The 20879-nt window shown below is 36.2% G+C and carries 17 protein-coding genes; 9 read left to right on the top strand and 8 right to left on the bottom strand.

Features of this window, described 5'->3' with window-relative positions:
- Positions 1-148 precede the first annotated feature (148 nt).
- Both L2586_RS11370 and L2586_RS11365 read left to right on the top strand, forming a co-directional pair.
- The gene (locus tag L2586_RS11370; RefSeq protein ID WP_235293019.1) at positions 149-526 is read left to right on the top strand and encodes an START-like domain-containing protein; all 378 of its coding nucleotides are present in this window, start codon (positions 149-151) and stop codon (positions 524-526) included.
- 42 nt (positions 527-568) lie between these two features.
- Entirely contained in the window at positions 569-1327 is a 759-nt protein-coding gene (locus tag L2586_RS11365; protein WP_235293018.1) for a class I SAM-dependent methyltransferase, read from the top strand.
- A gap of 69 nt (positions 1328-1396) precedes the next feature.
- Here the strand turns inward: L2586_RS11365 and L2586_RS11360 are convergent, their stop codons facing one another.
- The 4 genes from L2586_RS11360 to L2586_RS11345 all read right to left on the bottom strand — a co-directional run bounded on the left by L2586_RS11360 (position 1397) and on the right by L2586_RS11345 (position 7254).
- The gene (locus L2586_RS11360; protein ID WP_235293017.1) at positions 1397-2410 is read right to left on the bottom strand and encodes a T9SS type A sorting domain-containing protein; all 1014 of its coding nucleotides are present in this window, start codon (positions 2408-2410) and stop codon (positions 1397-1399) included.
- A 113-nt stretch (positions 2411-2523) separates the two neighbouring features.
- On the bottom strand, positions 2524-3294 hold the full coding sequence (locus tag L2586_RS11355; RefSeq protein ID WP_235293016.1) for an enoyl-CoA hydratase/isomerase family protein: 771 nt from the start codon (positions 3292-3294) through the stop codon (positions 2524-2526).
- Positions 3291-5705 (bottom strand): YfhO family protein, encoded by a 2415-nt coding sequence (locus L2586_RS11350; RefSeq protein ID WP_235293015.1) that lies wholly within the window; start codon positions 5703-5705, stop codon positions 3291-3293. The genes L2586_RS11355 and L2586_RS11350 overlap by 4 nt, the downstream gene beginning before the upstream one ends.
- 64 nt (positions 5706-5769) lie before the next feature.
- Positions 5770-7254 (bottom strand): S8 family peptidase, encoded by a 1485-nt coding sequence (locus L2586_RS11345; protein WP_235293014.1) that lies wholly within the window; start codon positions 7252-7254, stop codon positions 5770-5772.
- A 174-nt stretch (positions 7255-7428) separates the two neighbouring features.
- On the opposite strand from L2586_RS11345, the gene L2586_RS11340 reads away from it, so the two are divergent.
- The 3 genes from L2586_RS11340 to L2586_RS11330 all read left to right on the top strand — a co-directional run bounded on the left by L2586_RS11340 (position 7429) and on the right by L2586_RS11330 (position 10000).
- Positions 7429-8037, top strand: coding sequence for a hypothetical protein (locus L2586_RS11340; protein WP_235293013.1), 609 nt, complete (start codon positions 7429-7431; stop codon positions 8035-8037).
- 158 nt (positions 8038-8195) lie between these two features.
- Positions 8196-9422, top strand: a complete 1227-nt coding sequence (locus L2586_RS11335; protein ID WP_235293012.1) for a DUF4272 domain-containing protein — start codon at positions 8196-8198, stop codon at positions 9420-9422.
- Between the two features lie 113 nt (positions 9423-9535).
- Entirely contained in the window at positions 9536-10000 is a 465-nt protein-coding gene (locus tag L2586_RS11330) for a hypothetical protein (RefSeq protein ID WP_235293011.1), read from the top strand.
- 66 nt (positions 10001-10066) lie between these two features.
- Here L2586_RS11330 and L2586_RS11325 read toward each other — a convergent pair whose 3' ends face one another.
- From L2586_RS11325 to fbp, 4 genes are all read right to left on the bottom strand, one after another.
- Positions 10067-11737, bottom strand: a complete 1671-nt coding sequence (locus tag L2586_RS11325) for an AMP-binding protein (protein ID WP_235293010.1) — start codon at positions 11735-11737, stop codon at positions 10067-10069.
- An 84-nt stretch (positions 11738-11821) separates the two neighbouring features.
- On the bottom strand, positions 11822-12613 hold the full coding sequence (locus L2586_RS11320) for a DUF4249 domain-containing protein (protein WP_235293009.1): 792 nt from the start codon (positions 12611-12613) through the stop codon (positions 11822-11824).
- A 4-nt stretch (positions 12614-12617) separates the two neighbouring features.
- A complete protein-coding gene (locus L2586_RS11315; RefSeq protein ID WP_235293008.1) occupies positions 12618-14939 on the bottom strand; it encodes a TonB-dependent receptor in 2322 nt (773 codons plus the stop codon).
- 150 nt (positions 14940-15089) lie between these two features.
- Positions 15090-16097, bottom strand: coding sequence for a class 1 fructose-bisphosphatase (fbp, locus tag L2586_RS11310; protein ID WP_235293007.1), 1008 nt, complete (start codon positions 16095-16097; stop codon positions 15090-15092).
- A 127-nt stretch (positions 16098-16224) separates the two neighbouring features.
- Here fbp and leuC point away from each other — a divergent pair, with 127 nt between their 5' ends.
- Genes leuC through leuB form a run of 4 tightly spaced genes read left to right on the top strand, consistent with a single transcriptional unit; the run spans position 16225 to position 20870 of the window.
- The gene (leuC, locus tag L2586_RS11305) at positions 16225-17631 is read left to right on the top strand and encodes a 3-isopropylmalate dehydratase large subunit (protein WP_235293006.1); all 1407 of its coding nucleotides are present in this window, start codon (positions 16225-16227) and stop codon (positions 17629-17631) included.
- 7 nt (positions 17632-17638) lie between these two features.
- Positions 17639-18235, top strand: coding sequence for a 3-isopropylmalate dehydratase small subunit (leuD, locus tag L2586_RS11300; protein WP_235293005.1), 597 nt, complete (start codon positions 17639-17641; stop codon positions 18233-18235).
- A gap of 3 nt (positions 18236-18238) precedes the next feature.
- Positions 18239-19765: an alpha-isopropylmalate synthase regulatory domain-containing protein gene (locus L2586_RS11295; RefSeq protein ID WP_235293004.1), complete on the top strand. Its 1527-nt coding sequence runs from the start codon at positions 18239-18241 to the stop codon at positions 19763-19765.
- Positions 19766-19814: 49 nt separating this feature from the next.
- The gene (gene leuB / locus L2586_RS11290; RefSeq protein ID WP_235293003.1) at positions 19815-20870 is read left to right on the top strand and encodes a 3-isopropylmalate dehydrogenase; all 1056 of its coding nucleotides are present in this window, start codon (positions 19815-19817) and stop codon (positions 20868-20870) included.
- The last annotated feature ends 9 nt before the right edge of the window (positions 20871-20879 follow it).

Below are 20879 nucleotides of genomic sequence, written 5' to 3'. Positions count from 1 at the left end.
ACACCATTACACAAGTTATTAAGTAATCCACCATAAAAAAAGTTCAAAATATTTGATAAAATGGATTATTTATTTTTAATTGCGCCTATTCGATTAGAATCGTCGAACTTTTTAATTAAAAATTAAATTAATAGATAAAAGATTGGAAATGAGTAGAGTGCAAATAAAGATGGAATTCATATTCAGAGCGTCACCAGCTATCTTATATAGCTTCTTGACGACTCCTTCTACACTGATTAGATGGTTTTGCGATGAAGTAGATATCGAGAACGACGTTTACACATTTTCATGGGACGGTGCTGAAGAAGTTGCAGAACTGATAGATGATATAGAAGAAGAACGATTAAAGTTTCAATGGGAGGACGCTGATGACAATGAATACCTTGAATACAAAATGTATAAGTCAGATGTAACGAACGAAACAGTTTTGGAAATAATCGATTGGTGTGATGACGATGAAGCTGAAGAGCAAAAAGATCTGTGGGAAACTCAGATCAATAAGCTTAGAATCGAATGTGGAGGTTAACCCATGTTTGAATTTCATAAAGATAAAAAACGGTATTTTGAAATGCAGAAGGAAACTTCTGTTGAATTTGTCATGCCTTTTGTTCAAGAATTCCTCGATCTTTCTACGCCTAAGCAGATTCTTGAAATAGGATGTGCTGAAGCTGGCGTATTGAAAGCATTTACAGAAAAAGGTCACCAGTGTACCGGAATTGAATTATTACAAAGTCGTGTAGATATTGCTGAAACATTTTTCGAAGATGAATTAGCAAGTGGTCAAATTAAATTTGTAGTCAATGATATCATGAAAATTGATATCGAAAACGATATTGGACATCGCTTTGATTTAATCATCCTTAAGGATGTCATAGAACACATTCCTAATCAAGGAACATTTATTGAAAAATTAAGAAGTTTCCTAAATCCAGGAGGTCTTGTATTTTTTGGTTTCCCACCTTGGCAAATGCCTTTCGGAGGCCACCAACAAATCGCATCAAATAAATACCTTTCGAAATTACCATACTACCACTTGCTTCCTAAGTCTATATACAAGGGAATCTTGACATCAGCAAAGGAAAAAGATACAGTTGTACAAGAATTGCTAGAAATTAAAGATACGGGTATTTCTATCGAAAGATTTCAATCCATTGCGAAGAGCGCTGGTTATAAAATATTAAAACGAAAACTGTTTCTAATCAATCCTATTTATAAATACAAATTTAACTTAAAGCCGAGAAAACAGCTTCCAATTTTAAAGGATCTACCCTACTTTCGGAATTATTTAAGCACTTGCGCTTATTTCTTAATTACAATAGATGATTAAACAATTGCTGTCTAACCATCTATTATAAAGTTTATAAGCTAAAAGACGGGCCTGGTTAACCTAAAGAACTTATCGTTTAATTACCCTTTTCACTTCTATTCCATCAGCACTGACAATTTTTAAAAAATAAATTCCGCTAGGAAAATTCTTCATGTCTAAACTAGACTTTGAAAAATTATTTTGAGATAATACAGAGTTTCCACTACTATTAAATAATTCAATATTTTCAAAAGTTCTACTTGTTCCTGAAGAAATATTCAATTTTCCTTCTACCGGATTTGGAAAAACCTTTATGTTATTTGCTAATTTCTGAAGACTTACAACAGAACTACTTAATCCTTCATAATAGGTAAGAACAGACTGAACGTTATCTTTGATCTTACTAAATTCACTAACGACTCCCATGTCAAAAAAGTAACTCAATACAGAAAAGTTCTCTCCCTCATTAAAAACAGCAGCTACTTTATCATTGTAAGCATATGTGGTATCCGAACTTCCATATAAATAAACACTCTTAGCCCCTTCTTTAAGTTTTACAGCATCAGCATAATAGATTGTAGAAAAGATCCAATCCAAATCCTTTAAACTGTCAATAGGGCTTTCTTCAGATGGCTTCACAAATGGCGCTCCTAAGCCACCATCATCAACGTTAGTCTGACCTTCATATTCTGTAACTCCAACATAATCATACAAGAAATCACCTTCCGCGAAAGTATCTAAAGGAAAAAATCTATCATAAAGGAAATCAAGTCCAGTTACCCAAAGATTACCTCCTTGATCAAGATATTCAGCAATAGCTGGATTATCTTCGTCATTTCCATTCCATAGTAATAATTCCGTTCCATCATTCGATGTTGTCCATATTACTAAATCAAAAAATGAAAGTGTTTCTGCAGTTGGACTCACACCTTCTGCTTGAGCATCAAAAAATTCGTATTCGTATCCGAGAGAATCCAAGGCTGATGCAAACAATTCTGCATTTCCGAACGTATCATCAGAATCATCTACAAATAGGATAGAAAGTTGAGCTTGAGCCGGTATGCTTAGCAAAACAGAAATCAAAATGGCATATAAATATTTCATCGTAAATTTAGATTATATTTAAAATCAAATATTGAAAAATTTCAGTTTTTCAAGAAGGAATTACGACGCTATAATTTTTTAATTTCGCTAAAAATGTGATGTCCAAAACGCATTTATTTTCTAAAAACAGGCTTTCTCTTTTCAATAAAGGCAGCAACTCCTTCCTTACATTCACTTGATGCTAACAATTCACCGAAAAACTTCATCTCCAATTCAAAACCATCTATTTCAGGATTTACCGAAGCATTTATGCTTTCTATTGCTTTAGAAACAGCTAATGGACCGCGTTTTGCGATCTTATATAACATATCTCGGCTAGCTTCTATCAACAGACCTGAAGGCGCAACTGAATTTACTAAACCAAGATTAGCAGCCGTAGGAGCATCCATCATCTCAGCTGTCAAGATATACTCCATAGCCTTCGCTTTTCCGATAAGGTGCACTAGTCTTTGCGTCCCTCCATATCCAGGAATGAGGCCTAACTTAGTCTCGGGCATTCCGAAAACAGCATTTTCTGAAGCGATTCTTAAATGACAAGCCATTGCTAGTTCTAATCCACCACCTAATGCATATCCATTTACAGCTGCTATTACAGGCTTAGATAGATTTTCAATTTGATTAAAAACGTGATGCCCAGATTGAGAAAGTGCCTTTCCTGAAACTTCATCTAATTCAGGAAATCCCTTAATATCAGCTCCTGCTGCAAATGCCTTCTCACCTGAACCCGTTATGATAATACCATGTACTTCATCATCCTTATCCAATTCAGAAATAGACGCACCGATCTCTACTATTAGATCATTATTCAATGCATTCAGTGCATCAGGACGATTTAAAGTGATCGTTGCTATATTACTTGAAACTTCGACTTTTATAAATTTCATTTACGCTTTCTTTTAAAGTATAGAAAAATCATAAATCCAAGCAAACCAACTAGGATTAACGAACTTATAAGAGAAATAACGGTACCTAGTTTATACGTTTGCGGATCGAATTCAAAGACAATTGTATGACTTCCAGCTGGGACTTTCATTGCTCTTAAAGCATAATTCACTCTTATGTGATCTACTGGTTGTCCATCTAAATAAGCTTGCCATCCTTTATTCGGACCATACCACATTTCAGAAAAGACTGCTAATTTATCCCCAGTTCCAGTGCTGGTATAGGTTAACTTATTAGGCTTATATTCAGTAAGTTGAATCCTTGCATTTTCAGATTTACTAACCGTCCAGCCTTCGAAGTAATTCGAGAACTCACTATTAACCAATGCAGTCTTATTCGGATCGAAGCCAGCAAGACCATTTATTTCTTCTAGATTGGTCTTAAGCATGATAATATCTTCTACAAACCATGCATTTCCTAATGCCTGCATATTGGGTTGAACAACCGCTTTTCCTTCATTATTATTGGTAATGAAATACTTCGTATTCAACATATTCAACACATTCATATTCCCTTGGGAAATATGGTAATCAATTAAATCCTGTGCCCGCTGCAGTTTAGCAGGGTTGTATCCACCTATTGTCTTATGAAAGTAAGATGCAAATGAAGAATTGAAAGGATCTTGAGTCATATCATGAACTCTGAAATGCGGATCCGTATCTTTCATAATATAAATATCTACATCTCTTGGCTGATATTTATTCTGAATTTCTCTTGCTGAAACGAAATCATCATTATTCAAGTATCTTTTTCCAATTCCGAATAAATCAATTATCGTAAATAATGACAGTCCTAGAATTACATATACTGATTTTAATTTATCTTTTAGGTACAACCAAATCAATCCAGCTGCAAGCGCGATAAACGCAAAAGATCGGAATGAATCAGACCTTAGTAAACTTTGTCTATCCTTTATTATTGCATTCACATCATAACCCATCTGACCATATCTTGCATCATTCGGCGCAGAGAAATCAAAAAGTGCTGGTCCTGCAAGTCCAAATATTACACATGAGCCTAATAAAATTCCAGCAGCTATATATAATTTTTTGATAAGATCTTCTTTGTCAATGTCTGACTTGAAAAGCTCATTAAGCCCTAATATTCCAAGAAAAGGAATCAAAATAGCAGTTACACTTAACACCGAATTAGGAGTTCTAAACTTATTAAACAAAGGTACATAATCGAAGAAAAAGCGATTGAACCACTCCAGATTCTTCCCCATTGAGAACATAAAAGTGACGATGACTGCTGACAGCATCCACCACTTAATGGGCCCTTTAACTACAAACAATCCGAAAATAAATAAGAAAAACATAACTGCACCAAAATAAATCGGCCCAGATGTACTCGGCAAACCACCCCAATATAAAGGCCCTTTATCAATGTTTGCTCTACCTTTTAACGATTTTGCTAAGGCTGAGCTTTTCGAAATAGGTTCCGCACTTCCACCACCCACAAATCCTGGTATATATGAAGAAAACAAGTCCAATGCATTATTAGACCAATTCATCGCGTAATTAAATTCTAAACCATCTACCTGACTACTGCTAGTCACATCTCCAGCTGCAGTTTCAATAATGGGTTTTCCTCTCATCGTATCTTCAGCGAATTCCATGGTCGTTAGCAACTTCGAAGCTGATGTACCTAAAGCTACAAAAGTACAGAGTAACAAAACAGCACTTGAAATTCCAAAATCCTTTAGTTTACCGCTTTTAATATGACTGACCAATTCGAATATGACATAGATCATCAAGAGTATGCCCAAGTAGTAGGTCATCTGATAGTGATTCGCATATATATTCACGGCTAGACCTACAGTGAATGCAAAGGCACCAAGCAATAATTTGTTCTTATAGGCTAGAATGGTTCCACCTATAATCATGGAACTAGCCATCAGCGCCCTTATCTTACTGGTATGCCCGGCCTCGAAAAGCACCAGATTATTTGTAGTAAAACTAAATGCAATCGCCCCCAGAATACTCAACCAGGGATTCACTCCGAGCAAGATCAGCGCAATATAAAAGAATACCATCCCAGAAATAAAGTAACCGATAGGTCTATCAAAAAACATCTGAGATACTTGCTCTATCCTTTTAGCAACATTATTCTTTTGCCTAGCAGTAATCTGATAGGTAGGCATTCCACCGAACATCGAATTCGTCCACAAGGTCTGTTCCCCAGTCTCTTTCTCGAAATCAGTTGCCTCCTTTGACATTCCGAGAAAAGAGGTGATATCACCCATTGGTAATTTTTTCCCTTCTAACTGAGGATTAAAATATACTACAGCTAGAAACATAAAAATTGCTAATGCACTTACATGCGGAATTACTTTACTCCAATTAAACTTCATCTTTTGCTTTCGAATTTTTCGTCAGCAAAGTTAATTTTTTCTTATAAACATTGACCTATAAAATTTAATTTCCATTAACTGCTGCCGCTGCGTCTACTCTACCCCATCCATATTGCGAACTTCTAGAAGGATAATATTGAGATGCATTCTTTAATCTTGTCAATACTTGATCCCTGCTCATCGATGGATTCGTACTCCATACAAGTGCTGCAATTCCTGACATCATAGAAGTTGCACAAGAGGAACCTCCTGTATATTTTGGCTGATTAGAACTTAATGCTAATGTGATCGGAGTACTTCCACCACTTGATTTTTCCATAGTCAATACAAAATCCACTTTAGATCCTGAATGACAAGTAGAACAACGTTGCAAGCTATTACTGTCTTTCACACCCGTCACTCCAATCGTCTGACTCATCGTTGCTGGGAATATAACACCCACCCAATTCGTCCAAGTAAATGAAGTTCCAGCTGCAGACATCATAAGTTTACCTCTATTGTAGGCATAATAAACCCCATCAGCGACTGTTCCACTGTAGAAAATATCTCCTATAGACATACTAATCACTTTCACATCTGATCTCTGTCCAGCAAGCGTTAAACCATCTCTCACACCCTTTTTCTCATTAGAGCTATTCACTAATACGTCGCCAGTCCCTCTAATGGTAAGAAGATCAGACTTATATGCAATACCTACAGCATTTCCGTCAGTACCACGAGGTGCTACTGCCATACCTGCCATAGCAGTTCCGTGCCCACAATCATCGTTAGGGGAATCCTTAGATTTCCACCACCAAGATCCAGAATACTTTGTACTTACTTTCTGTACAAATCGGCCACCTGAATTTCCTTGTGTAAAAGCAGATCCTATGTTATCCTGGTTATATGAACCACCAGTATCAAGAATACAAACCGTCACACCGTCTCCTTGAGCAGTATTCCATGCGGCAGGTACATTTGCATTTGAATAATTCCAATTCTGCTTTGTATTAGGAGCAATCGTAGAATAATCAGCTGATGAAATACTATAATCAGGACTTCCATCACATCCTGAACCAGAACGCAGATCTGCCTCTTCTGTACTGTAACCTAATGGTTCTACAAAACGAATATCTTCTCTTTCTCTAAGATCTTTAACTAAAGCTAAACTAGAATTGATAAATTGGATTTGAGGTAATACAGGGTGTACTTCCATATAAGTTCCAGGATTAAACTTTAGGATGAGGTCTTTTAATTCTTCTTGCTTCTCTTGCCATTGCTCTTCAGACAAATCTATTAGATGAATATTTTTTTCCATGTCAATGTTGTCCATCGTATATCCGATAGAAATCATAGAATCTGATTGCATAGATGCGCTCCAAACCATCTCATCAGTCATATTAGACCAATATAGTATATCACCTTTCGACATCTGCTTATCTATTTCAAGATTTATTTCTTGTTTTGAATAAGGGTCAGCTAGCAGGTTTTCACTAACGGTTTCTGTCATTAATTCTTTTTGGCACGATACCACAGCGAATGCAAAGAGAAGATAAAGTAGATTTTTCATAATTAGAGGTATATTTTGTTTTGTATTTAATAAATTAGGCACAACTTTATATCATCTATTGACTCAAAGTCAGCTGATTATTTCTTGCAATATAAACTTTAGTATAAATATTAAGTTAATTATTAACATGAAATTTTCATTATATTACTTTTTAATCAATAAAACCTTTGCGCATTGTTTGATGAACTGGTAAACATATATGATGATTTCACGAAGAATGAGAGGACTCAATCTCTTTCGAGGTTAGCATTTGAAAACGATTTAACTTTTGTAAAACGTGAAAGTTTTGGGAACCAATCCATAGATTTACGTGGCTTTAAAATATTCAAGAAAAAAGGTGTCAAGAGATTTCTAGGCATTATTAACATTCCACTAAGAGAAGATCTCGAAGGAGCCATAAGGTTTTATGACTACTTGGTCACGAAAGACCTAGAAACCAAAACCACTTCCATCATTGAAATATACTTTCCTGAAATTAATACGGATCCTTTTATAATTAGTCCAAAATCAGGACTTTCAAAACTAATTAAGTTTCAACGAAAGAATTCTTTGGAATCTCAATTCTCTAAGGTTTTCAAGAAGGACTTGGATATACATTTATCTGAACATCAGATGGAAACAATGCTAGCCAATCCTAAGTACACCATGGAAGGTGACGGAAGTGTTTTTCTATATTACAGAAAAAATAAGCAAATTGACATTTTGGAATTATTTGACCTTATAGGTACCGCCGAAGATTTCGTACTCAATTTTGACGGAGGGAATTTCGATGATTTTGTCTAGAAAGAAACTTGCTAGCCTATATCCATAAAGACTTGGGCAGAATTGTTATATAAATAATAGACCAACTTGTCTCCAAGCATTCACACCGATATACACATTATTGTTTTACATATTTGTATTATTGTTATATATTACAACGATTTTTAATATATAATCCAATGAGCAATTACATTAGTACATTATATGCACATGATGCAAGTTTTGATCTGATCACGAATGAAGCCAAAAAAATATTTCCAAATGCAGAATGGAAATACGACAGACAAAATGAATTCACTAATGCATCTTTAATTATGAAAGGTGGTTTCTTAAAACCAAAGAAACGCCTCAAAATCACTTATCGTGAACGTGACCAGCTTTCTTTCGAGTTAAAAGATGCGCAATGTCCTGTAACTTCGAATTTACTAGGAATGCACAAAATGGTGGATTCTATTCAAACGAAAAATAAAAAAATCCAAACGCAGCTCTTGAACAAGATCAAGACAATTAACTCTGAATTCTCCATTATTATGGAAGAAAAAAGTGAAAAGGAGTTTAAAATTCTTGTCGATCGACTCGCCGCGAAGCTAGATGCGATAGTTTTCGCACAACCCAGAACTGGACTTATGAATAGTTTAGCTCAAAGTTTTCTGGACAAAGATCTGAATCTTATTTTAGATGTGAACGGAAATAGTGAAATCGAAGACCTACCTGTTAAGATTAGTCCAAAGTATTTCGATAGTCAGAAAGAAGAGGTTCCTGAACAAATTGCAAGAAAGAACAACTCTGAACTCGAACTAAGAAAATTCGGTATTAAAGTAAATGACAAGCTCCCTTCGATACCAAATACCGAAAGCACTGTCATTCGAAGTCCAAAAGAAATTGCGGAACGTACGGTTGCACTAGCATTGACAAATCTTGTAGCATTTAACAACATCACCGGCGACCAAGCTATACAATTCGCAAACAAGCACGAAATCATAAATCTATTAACACCTAAGGAAATTGAATTTCTGAAGAACCCAACTCCAGAAGCAAAGAATCACGAAACATGGAAATGTGAAGGAATCTGGACCCTATGCTGGGCATTAGGAATTGTTCCCGAATTAGCTTTCCCAAAAGATTTAGCAGACTTATCCAATATACCAAGCGACAACTACCCTATCGGTTCCGAGATTAAACCGTTAGAATTTATCAATAAGAATAAAACTCATATTGATAAAAATTTAATTCTGGATGCTAACGATTTATACTATAGAATGGATTGGGCATGTGTAGATGCACGATTACAAGAAAAAGAATTAACACAAGTTCATCCAGGTGTAGTCTATGAGCGCCATTACGCCTTGAACTGGCTAATTAATTATCGCAAACAAGATTGGGACAACGTTTCGACGGATACCTAAGTTAGTCATATTTGATTATTTCTTAAGGCCAATACCAGACGTCATCGACTGAGCCCGTTAAGTAGTTAGTCTAAATTCCTAGGGTAGAATGAACATTTCATGTCTTTAGTAATATGAGGTATATCTTGTTTTTAGGAATTTTATTAATGGCATCTTGCGGAAAGAAAAAAGGCTGCATGAATGAATGGGGAATTAATTATAAGCAAGAAGCAATTGTAGATTGCTGTTGCGAATTCGACCTAGATGCAATCCTAGCAGATGTTGTAGGCAATTACACGATGATAGAAAAATGCTCTGGAAATTCAGAAACTTATGACATCATTATCTCGAGAACTGCTAATACAGACGATGGAATTTCCGTTTCCAACTTTAACAATTCTGGATTCAGCATCAATGCAACTTGGAATGAAGGTGAATTTAGACTAGAAAATAAATGGCAAAATAACGAATGTGTTATCACGACTACAGGCTCTATCCATAAAGCAAGTGGTAAGCTTTTCTTTGTTTACGCCGCCTTCCCCGAGAATACTTGTAACGACACACAAGGGATTACGTGTGAAGCGCGAAGTATCAATTAAAAAAATAATACTTCGCGAATCCAACGGCCTATTTAGATATAAATCTCAATTCAAAGATTGCTGCTTCTATTCGAAAATAACTTTATCACCACTTTGTGACCAATCGTCATATTTATCTTTATACATATCGTGTATAAAGCCTCTTCTAACTTTAAGCGTCGGTGTAATTAATTTATTACCGATCGTCCAGTCATCTTTAGTGATGACAAAACTGGAAACTTTTTTATAGGATTCTAGCTTGCCATTCACCTTAACCAAAAGCTCAGTTAGATTTTCTTCGACGTCTTTTCTTGAAGCAGACTTTCCTGCTTCTGAAAGATTAATTAATGCGAGAGGTTGAGGCAAGCCTAATCCTACTAAACATATCTGTTCTATAAAGCCACTGTTCAGAAGCTTATCTTCTATCGGAACAGGCAGTATGTATTTCCCTTTTGATGATTTAAATGTATCTGTAGTTCTACCTACAATCTTTAAGAAACCATCTTCATCCATCACACCTTTATCGCCAGTGTATACCCATCCGTCTTTCAGAACATCCTTTGTCTTTTCTTCTTCTTTATAATATCCTGCCATATTCCAAGGCGCCTTAGAAATAATCTCACCTGTTTCAGGATCTAACTTAACTTGCGTTACTCCAATTGCCTTACCAACAGTTCCTTCTCTGTCTTCATTTTTCGGCATAAGCGTGATACCTCCGCAAGTTTCTGTCATCCCATAAATTTCCTTAAGATTAATCCCTAATTTAGCATACCATCTTTTCAGTGCTACAGGAGTCGGAGCTGCTGCTGTTAGGAATATCTGAGTATTTCCTAGGCCTAGCCCATTTATAATTTTCTTTTTTATAATTCCAGAAATAATTGGAATCTTAAGTAAAAGATCTAACTTTTTCTGATCCATTTTCTTGTTAACACCTTGCTGGAATTTTGTCCAAATTCTAGGTACTGCGAAAAATAAGGTTGGATTTGTATTATTAAGATTATCCACAAACGTATCTAGAGATTCGGCAAAAGAAATTGATCCTCCAGAAGTTATAGCTGCTATTTCGACTAAAACTCTTTCAGCGATGTGATTTAATGGTAAAAATGAGAAATACTTCGGATTAGTCATTTCATACAAACCCATATTTGCTTCTTCTCTTTCCTTATCTATCAAGACACTGATATGCCTATGATTCAACATCACTCCTTTAGGTGTCCCCGTTGTTCCAGAAGTAAAAAGAATGGTCCATAACGCATCCATTTCAGGTAATGGATCTCCCTGCATAGGTTCTGCCTGAGCAATGAGATCATCCCAATTTTCACCTCTATCCACAACTGCATTTCCTTGGTATTGTGGGAATTTGATAACTGGCATAGACTCAGGAACACCTTTCGACATATCGTCCCACTCATCTAACTTTCCAGCGATTAGCAATTTAGCATCACTTTTCTTCAGCACTACATTTAACTGCTCATTATTCAAGTTAGCATATAGTGGAACACTGACATAGCCACCCATCATTAGTGCTAAATCAGCCATTATCCAGTGGCAACAATTCTTAGAAGAAAGTGCAATATGATCACCTGCAACGAGACCTTTAGATCTTAATACATTTACAAATTTACGGGCAATTTCACCCACTTGTCCCCAAGTATATTCAGTATATACTCCTCCATCGGGTTGACGTAGAAAAACTTCATTTGGAGAAGATTTTTCCATTTTATAAAAATCGTTAATAATAGGTTCTAGTGTTGGCATTGATTTAATATTTTATATCGCAATATATTAAATCAGAAATATTTTAACCTAGTAAAACACTTAAATTAAAAAATTAAAATTAATCTATTCGATAATTACCCGTTCTACACCGCCATTATATAGTGCAAAATAACCTAGTGCGTTGTTGGAAAAGTTAGAATTTGGATTTGCAGGTGCTGCACTGGGCTGGCCGTTCCCTATAATTGTATTCAATGTCAACAAGTAATCATAGGCTTTGGGATCAATACTTACAAAATTTACATCCACCGTATCACCTTGCTCGAAAATCTGGGTGAACAATGGAATTTCGATGCTCCCACCATTAGTAAAGTTATCATCAAGAATATAGACATCTTCACGGCTTCGGAGTTCTTCACCATTCAAAGTCACAATTGCTCGGTAATAATTATTCACATCTGGATCATCCTGCCAATACATGAAAACAATAAAACCATCACCTGGTCCGAACGTACCATCTAATGGTCTACTAACCAATGAATCAAGCATTACCGCTGCAGGCATCGTTGCTGTAGAACTATATGTAACGCCATCTACAACAACATCTAATGTATAATCCTTATTATCTCGGGCAATATAATTATCAAGAACATATAAACCACTGTCTAGATAATTAATATTTGTCGATTCGCCACCTACTTCGGTAAGAGTTACCGTTGCATCTGAGATAAACGCTTGTTCTTCTTCCTTGAAAAAGGAGCTGGTATAACTTAATTTGACTTTAAATTTATTCTCTCCCTTGAATAATTCAGACTCAACTACAATTTGAGGATTCGCATTGTTCAGATCAATCTCTATCACCTTTTCACAGGAAACTAAAACCAAAAGAACGCCCAATATCATTAATACACTTTTCATCATTCTAAAATTTAAAATTGTAACTCAAAGAAGGAACCCATTTAAACAAAGCAATCTGAAAGGCTTCATTTTCATTTGGATTATCTTCGCTTTGTCGGAAGTCAATGGTAAAAGCATTTTCCCTCCCATATACATTATAAATAGATAAGTTCCAGCTAGATTCAAATCGATCACTCTTACTACTAATATAAGTAGCTCCTAAATCCATTCGGTTATAATTCGGAAAACGATACCCATTCCGCTCCGTATAATACGGCACACTGATACCTTCTAACTTATATCTTCCTGATGGAAAAGTTGCTGCATCGCCAGTATAGAAAACAAACGTTCCTGATACATTCCACCTTGCCGTTATATTATAGATGCCCACTACCGCTAAATCATGAATTCTGTCTTGTCTTGCAGGAAAATATTCACCATCATTAATTTCTTTAAATCTTCTAAATGTTCTTCCCACAGAATAACTAATCCATCCTGTGAAATCTCCCTTCCGCTTTCTCAAATAAAACTCAGCGCCATAGGCATATCCATCGCCAAAAACCAACTCTGATTCTACTTCAGGGTTCAATATCAAATCAGCACCATTCTTATAGTCGATCTGATTTTCTAAAGTCTTATAGTATGTCTCTACTGATAATTCATACTGATTCTTGAAAAGATTTCTAAAATATCCGAAAGCAACCTGATCACTAATCTGAGGTTTCACATTTACACTACTCGGAACCCATACATCCGTAGGAGTTGTTGTCGTTGAATTAGACAGCAGGTGTACAAATTGATAATTCCTTGTAAAGGACAATTTTACAGAACTGTTTTGGTTAATTTGGTATTTAGCAGATGCACGAGGCTCAAATCCACCATAATATTTCACACTCTCCCAGTCACCAAAGGTATTTTCACTAGTTACTGTACCTTCCGGATCATACGTTTTTATTAGTCCAGGTCCTAGTTGATTAAACATCGCATATCTAATCCCATAATTCAGACTAATCTTATCGCTAATTTTCTGATCATTTTGGATGTAGAGGGCACCTTCCATTGCATAATTCTCAGGAATCTTTTCATCATTGAAAATGCTTCCTTCATTAGATGAAATTTCACCAGGTAGAAAAGTATGATAGACCGCATTAAATCCAAATTTCACTGTATTATTTGGAGATGGAAACCATGAAAAATCTTGTTTTAAATTGATATCTTCTATCCCTGATGACACTGAAAAACTTGCATTCTCTCCGAAAGACGCATTAAATTTATAGTCGTAATCACTATAAATCAATGAAGTATTAGAGAATAGCTTCTCACTAAATAAGTGATTCCATCTCAACGTTCCCGTTGTATTTCCCCAGTTAAAACCAAACTGGTTATCATTAAAACCAAATATATCTCGACCAAAATACCCAGACAGATAAATCCTGTCCTTCTTCGTTATTCTATAATTGGCTTTCGCATTTAAATCATAAAAGTAGAGCGTTGAGTTCTTAAGAGCCTCATTCGTCGCTAATCCTAGAAACACATCTGCATAAGTTCTTCGACCAGAAATCATAAAAGAACCTTTATCCTTAACAATAGGTGCTTCCACTGTTAACCGAGACGAAATTAAGCCGACACCACCTGAAACTCCTAGTCGCTTACTATTTCCATCTTTCATCTTAATGTCCATAACTGATGAAGCTCTTCCTCCAAACTCAGCAGGAATTCCTCCTTTATAGAGTGTCACATCTTTAATCGCATCAGAATTGAAAACCGAAAAGAAACCTAGTAAGTGACTTGCATTGTATACTGGTGCTTCATCTAATAAGATTAGGTTTTGATCTATTCCTCCACCTCTTACATAAAACCCACTATTTCCTTCACCAGCCGTTTTAACTCCTGGTGTTAGTTGTAAAGTCTTAATGATGTCTTTCTCTCCGAAAATGACGGGCACAGAAGCAATGTCTTTAGGATCTAATTTCGTGACACTCATCTTTGTTTCAGAAACATTCGCATCATCTCGTTCCGCTTTGATAACCACTTCTTCCATCTGAATAGAAGACTGTCCTAATTCGATATTGATTTCAAGCGGCTGATCCAAGTTGATTTTTCTCACCACTTTTTCTAGGCCAATATATTCATAGACTAAGGTGTATTCACCTTTCTCTAAGGTTAGAGAATAAAATCCATATGCATTGGCACTTGTCCCGACGCCAGGTAATTCTTCTACCGATATCGTGGCGCCTATTAAATCCTCACCGGTTTCTCCATCTCGTAAGCTACCACTCACGGTAAAATTTTGACCAAAAGCACTGTAGAAAGAGAAAAATAAGATAAATAGTATACTTGCTCTCATTAAATTAATTTAATTATAGAGCTGTAACGCTAGAATTATTCGATTGTTTCCAAAATAATAACCTTTAAGATAAAGATCATAAATTCACCTACGAATGCGGTATCCTTTCTAGATAAAAATCACTGATTTCTGAGATAAATAAAATTGACCTTAAGTATAGTGTGCCATAAACTCTTCCGCTTTTTCGACCATTGACTTCACACCAGAAAAGAAAGGAACTCGTTGATGCAATTCCGTTGGCTTAATATCTAGTATTCGACCAAAACCATCAGAAGCTTTACCACCTGCTTGTTCCGCAATAAATGCAAGTGGATTACACTCATACAACAATCTCAACTTACCATTTGGACTTTGAGATGTTTGCGGATAAAAATAAATGCCACCTTTCAACATATTCCGATGAAAATCACTGACCATAGATCCTATATATCGAGAAGTGTAAGGCCTATCTTCCTCTTCTTTCTGGCAATATTTAATGTAGTCTTTTACGCCTTGTGGAAAGTGGACGTAATTCCCTTCATTTACAGAATAGATATTTCCTTTATCAGGGAAAGTGATATTAGGATGAGATAAATAGTAAGTGCCTATCGCAGGATTCAGCGTAAACCCATTAACACCGTGACCTGTCGTATAAACGAAGATCGTACTTGTCCCGTATACGATGTAACCTGCAGCGACTTGCTTATTTCCAGGTTGGAGAAAATCCTCTAACTGTACTGGTGTTCCAACCTCAGATATTCTATGATAAATTGAAAAAATCGTTCCCACAGAAACATTGACATCAATATTAGAAGATCCATCTAGCGGATCTATTAACACAACGTATTTATTTTCATTTTTACCTTTTCTGCCTTTAATAGAAAGAAAGTCATCTTCTTCTTCAGAAGCAATTCCGCACACGATTTCTCTGTTCACCAGACCATTCACAAAAACATCATTCGCATACACATCCAGTTTCTGCTGGTCTTCACCTTGTATATTGGTATCGCCAGCCTTTCCTACGATATCTACGAGCCCAGCCTTATTTACTTTATGATTTACCATTTTAGCGGCTAGCCTGATGGAATTTATAAGTCGAGAAAGCTCACCAGAGGAGTATTTAAATTCATTTTGATTTTCAATAATGAATTCTCCTAAAGACTGATTTAGATTTGACATCGTAATTATTTAGTAGTTTGATTTATATGACTAATTGTAAATTTAGAAAATTTGTGCAATGAACTCAGTGGATCAGTAGTGATTTGGCTATAATTTTTTAAATTTGCAATCTTTCAAAAATAAGCAGATGAGTAAGACACTATTTGATAAAGTATGGGATTCCCACGTTGTTAGAAGTCTAGAAGATGGTCCAGATGTACTATTCATAGACCGACACTTGGTACACGAAGTAACGAGTCCCGTTGCATTCCAAGGAATTAAACAAAGAAACGCAACTGTATTATTTCCAGCAAGAACATTCGCGACAGCTGACCATAATACACCTACTATAAACCAACATTTACCTGTAGAAGATCCTCTTTCGGCTAATCAATTAAAAGCCTTAGAAGAAAATGCAAACTCTTACGGTATTAGTCATTGGGGACTAGGCCATGAGAAAAATGGTATTGTGCATGTAGTAGGACCTGAGTATGGAATCACCCAACCAGGAGCAACAATTGTATGTGGTGATTCACATACTTCTACGCACGGAGCATTCGGAGCTATTGCATTCGGAATTGGTACGTCGGAGGTAGAAATGGTACTTGCAACGCAATGTATTATGCAGCCTAAGGCAAAGAAAATGCGTATTAATATTAAAGGTGAATTGAGTTTCGGTGTAACTCCTAAAGATGTTGCTTTATATATCATTTCTAGATTAACAACTTCTGGAGCAACTGGATACTTCGTAGAATATGCAGGTGAGGTATTTGAAAAAATGTCAATGGAAGGTCGAATGACAGTGTGCAACCTTAGTATAGAAATGGGAGCAAGAGGAGGAATGATAGCGCCAGATGAGAAAACTTTCGAATACATCAAAGGAAGAGAATTTACTCCTAAAGGAGCTGCTTGGGATAAGGCGATGGAATATTGGAAGACGCTCAAGACAGATGATGATGCTGTATTTGATAAAGAATTCAACTTTGATGCTGCTGATATAGAACCAATGATTACTTATGGTACAAATCCTGGAATGGGAATAGGCATCAGTAAAAATATTCCAAATGCTGCAGATATTTCTGGTGGTGCTTCTACTTACCAAAAATCTTTAGGCTACATGGACTTCCATGAAGGTGAGGAAATGATTGGTAAGCCAGTTGACTATGTTTTCATAGGTTCATGTACTAATGGAAGAATCGAAGATTTTAGAGCTTTTGCATCGATCGTAAAAGGAAGAAAGAAAGCTGATCACGTTACTGCATGGTTAGTTCCTGGATCACACAAAGTAGAAAGTGCAATTAAAGAAGAAGGAATTCTTCAAATTTTAGAAGACGCAGGATTTGAGTTAAGAGAACCAGGTTGTTCTGCATGTCTTGCGATGAATGATGATAAAGTACCAGCGGGCAAGTATGCTGTTAGTACTTCTAATAGAAATTTTGAAGGACGTCAAGGCCCAGGAAGTAGAACACTTCTTGCAAGCCCCTACTCTGCTGCAGCTGCGGCAGTCACAGGAAAAGTAACAGATCCTAGAGATTTTTTAAAAAACAATAACTAAGAATAACATGGCTTACGATAAATTTATAGTTTTAAAAAGTTCTGCAGTTCCAATGCCTATTGAAAATGTGGATACTGATCAAATTATTCCTGCTAGATTTTTAAAGGCTACAGAAAGAAAAGGATTTGGAGATAACTTATTCAGAGATTGGAGATACAATCCAGATAATACTCCGAAAAAAGATTTTGTTTTAAACAATGATACTTATTCTGGAAAGATATTAGTAGGGGGAAAAAATTTCGGTTCAGGCTCTTCGAGAGAACATGCAGCTTGGGCAGTATATGATTACGGATTCAGATGTGTCATTTCTAGTTTCTTTGCAGATATTTTCAGAAACAACTGTCTTAATGTAGGCGTATTACCTGTTCAAGTAAGTGCTGGATTCTTAGATAGTATTTATACAGAAATTGAAAAAGATCCTAATACTCAGATTGAAGTTAATCTTCCGGAGGAAAAAGTAACTATTTTATCAACTGGCGAAAGTGAAAAGTTCGATATAAATGGGTACAAAAAGGAAAACATGTTGAATGGATTCGATGATATCGATTATCTATCAAGCATGAAATCTGAAATTGAGCAATTTGCCGCAACTTTACCTTTCTAAATAATGGCAACCAGGAAATTAGAAATTATGGACACCACTCTTCGGGATGGTGAACAAACCTCTGGTGTTTCCTTTTCAGTATCTGAAAAATTAACGCTAGCGAAACTTCTACTAGAAGAATTGAATGTTGATCGGATCGAAGTTGCTTCTGCTAGAGTTTCAGAAGGCGAACTGAAGGCGGTACAGCATATAACTTCCTGGGCTAAAGAAAGTAACAACCTTAATAAAATTGAGGTTTTGTCATTTGTAGACCGTGGAAAATCTATCCAATGGATGGAAGATGCAGGTGCCAAGGTGCAGAACCTTCTGACTAAGGGCTCACTAAATCATCTGACACATCAGCTTAAGAAAACTCCAGAACAACATTTTAATGAAATAAAGACTGCTATCCAGTCTGCAAGTGATGCAGGAATAGCTTCTAATGTCTACCTGGAAGACTGGAGCAATGGAATGCGAAATTCTATTGAATATGTTTTCGAATACTTAGATTTTCTAAGTGAACTAAATGTAGATCGAATTCTGCTGCCGGATACACTAGGCATTCTAACGTATACTGAAACATATAAATACATTAATCAAATCGTTCATAAATATCCGAAGTGCCACTTCGATTTTCACGGGCATAATGATTATGATCTAAGTGTAGCTAATGTTATGGAAGCTCTGAAAGCTGGGTGTCATGGATTACACTTGACCATTAATGGCATGGGAGAACGCGCAGGAAATGCACCTATGGCTTCTGTTATTGCCGTCATTAATGACTTCATGCCAGATATACAGATTAATGTTAAAGAATCCTCATTACACAAAGTAAGTAAGTTGGTTTCCACATTTTCAGGGTTTTCGATTCCAGTAAACAAGCCAGTTGTAGGTGATAATGTATTCACACAGACAGCAGGAATTCATGCCGATGGTGATAGTAAAAAGAATTTGTATTTCAATGATTTACTACCAGAACGGTTCGGACGAAAAAGAAAATATGCGCTCGGGAAAACTTCTGGGAAAGCCAATATCAAAAAGAACCTACAAGAGTTAGGTCTAAGTCTAAATGATGACGAACTAAAGAAGGTTACTCAAAGAATCATTGAATTAGGAGACAAGAAAGAAATCGTTTCCAAAGATGATCTTCCATTCATCATTTCAGATGTATTGGATTCGAATACTTTTACTCAGAAAGTTTTTATTAGGTCATATGTGCTAACGCATGCGAAAGGTCTTAAGCCTTCCACCACAGTAGCTGTAGAGATCGATGGTAAATTATTCGAAGAGCATGCACAAGGAGATGGACAGTATGATGCCTTCATTAATGCCTTGAAAAAAATCTATGATGCGAAGCAATTAAAGCTTCCGAAATTAGTAGATTATGCGGTAAGAATTCCGCCTGGTAGTGACTCGGACGCTTTGTGTAAAACGATCATTACCTGGAATGATGGTAAGAAACAATTTAAGACAAGAGGATTAGACTCTGACCAGACTGTGTCCGCCATTAAAGCAACTGAGAAGATGCTTAATTTAATTGACAATGAATAATAGAAATATAGAGAAACGACTTTCTATTAAAACTAAAATTTAAAATAAAATGAATTTAGACATCGCATTATTAGCAGGGGACGGAATAGGACCGGAAGTAATAGATCAAGCTGTAAAAGTATGCAATGCCATTGCAACAAAATACAACCATAATATTAACTGGAAACCAGCATTAACTGGTGCGGCAGCGATAGACGCTGTAGGTGAACCCTACCCTGATGAGACTCATGAAATATGTGCTTCTTCGGATGCTGTACTTTTCGGAGCAATCGGTCATCCAAGATTTGACAATGATCCATCTGCTAAGGTTAGACCAGAGCAAGGATTATTGAAAATGAGAAAGAAATTGGGATTATTTGCCAATGTTAGACCCACTTTCACCTTCCCTTCACTTATCGACAAATCTCCATTAAAAAGAGAAAGAATAGAAGGCACAGACTTGATTATTCTTAGAGAATTAACTGGAGGAATTTACTTTGGAGAAAGAGGAAGAAAAGACGATGGCGAAACTGCATTTGATACTTGTACATATACAAGAGCGGAAGTAGTAAGAATCGCAAAGAAAGGTTTCGAATTAGCAATGACAAGAGACAAAAGACTTTGTTGTGTTGATAAAGCGAACGTTCTTGAATCCTCGAGATTATGGAGAGAGACTTTCCAAAGAATGGAAAAAGACTATCCTGAAGTAACTGTTTCATACGAATTTGTAGATGCCGTTGCCATGAGACTTGTACAGTGGCCTAATTCATATGATGTGATGGTTACGATGAATCTTTTTGGAGATATTTTAACTGATGAAGCTTCCGTAATTTCTGGGTCAATGGGTCTAATGCCTTCTGCTTCTGTAGGAGACAAAATTGGCCTATATGAGCCGATACATGGATCATATCCACAGGCAGCAGGAAAAGATATTGCTAATCCATTAGCAACTGTATTATCTGCAGCAATGATGTTAGAGGATTTTAAATTGACTGAAGAAGCTGCTGCAATCAGAGCGGTTGTTAATAAATCTTTAGATGCAGGAATCGTGACAGAAGACTTATCTGAAGGTGGAAAGTCTTACAAGACAAGTGAAGTTGGTGACTGGCTAGCTGCTAATATATAGGGCTTAAAG

Origin of the sequence: Portibacter lacus, assembly GCF_021533215.1 — a bacterium.
In the GTDB taxonomy this organism is placed as follows: domain Bacteria; phylum Bacteroidota; class Bacteroidia; order Chitinophagales; family Saprospiraceae; genus Portibacter; species Portibacter lacus.
The sequence above is the reverse complement of the archived record's forward strand: the minus strand, read 5'-3'. Positions and strand labels throughout refer to the sequence as shown.

Coding starts and splice junctions, on each gene's coding strand:
- L2586_RS11320 (WP_235293009.1), bottom strand. CDS start 12,613: ATGAAAAGTGTATTAATGATATTGGGCGTTCTTTTGGTTTTAGTTTCC.
- L2586_RS11345 (WP_235293014.1), bottom strand. CDS start 7,254: ATGAAAAATCTACTTTATCTTCTCTTTGCATTCGCTGTGGTATCGTGC.
- L2586_RS11370 (WP_235293019.1), top strand. CDS start 149: ATGAGTAGAGTGCAAATAAAGATGGAATTCATATTCAGAGCGTCACCA.
- L2586_RS11325 (WP_235293010.1), bottom strand. CDS start 11,737: ATGCCAACACTAGAACCTATTATTAACGATTTTTATAAAATGGAAAAA.
- L2586_RS11335 (WP_235293012.1), top strand. CDS start 8,196: ATGAGCAATTACATTAGTACATTATATGCACATGATGCAAGTTTTGAT.
- L2586_RS11330 (WP_235293011.1), top strand. CDS start 9,536: ATGAGGTATATCTTGTTTTTAGGAATTTTATTAATGGCATCTTGCGGA.
- L2586_RS11360 (WP_235293017.1), bottom strand. CDS start 2,410: ATGAAATATTTATATGCCATTTTGATTTCTGTTTTGCTAAGCATACCG.
- leuD (WP_235293005.1), top strand. CDS start 17,639: ATGGCTTACGATAAATTTATAGTTTTAAAAAGTTCTGCAGTTCCAATG.
- L2586_RS11365 (WP_235293018.1), top strand. CDS start 569: ATGCAGAAGGAAACTTCTGTTGAATTTGTCATGCCTTTTGTTCAAGAA.
- leuC (WP_235293006.1), top strand. CDS start 16,225: ATGAGTAAGACACTATTTGATAAAGTATGGGATTCCCACGTTGTTAGA.
- fbp (WP_235293007.1), bottom strand. CDS start 16,097: ATGTCAAATCTAAATCAGTCTTTAGGAGAATTCATTATTGAAAATCAA.
- leuB (WP_235293003.1), top strand. CDS start 19,815: ATGAATTTAGACATCGCATTATTAGCAGGGGACGGAATAGGACCGGAA.
- L2586_RS11350 (WP_235293015.1), bottom strand. CDS start 5,705: ATGAAGTTTAATTGGAGTAAAGTAATTCCGCATGTAAGTGCATTAGCA.
- L2586_RS11315 (WP_235293008.1), bottom strand. CDS start 14,939: ATGAGAGCAAGTATACTATTTATCTTATTTTTCTCTTTCTACAGTGCT.
- L2586_RS11355 (WP_235293016.1), bottom strand. CDS start 3,294: ATGAAATTTATAAAAGTCGAAGTTTCAAGTAATATAGCAACGATCACT.
- L2586_RS11295 (WP_235293004.1), top strand. CDS start 18,239: ATGGCAACCAGGAAATTAGAAATTATGGACACCACTCTTCGGGATGGT.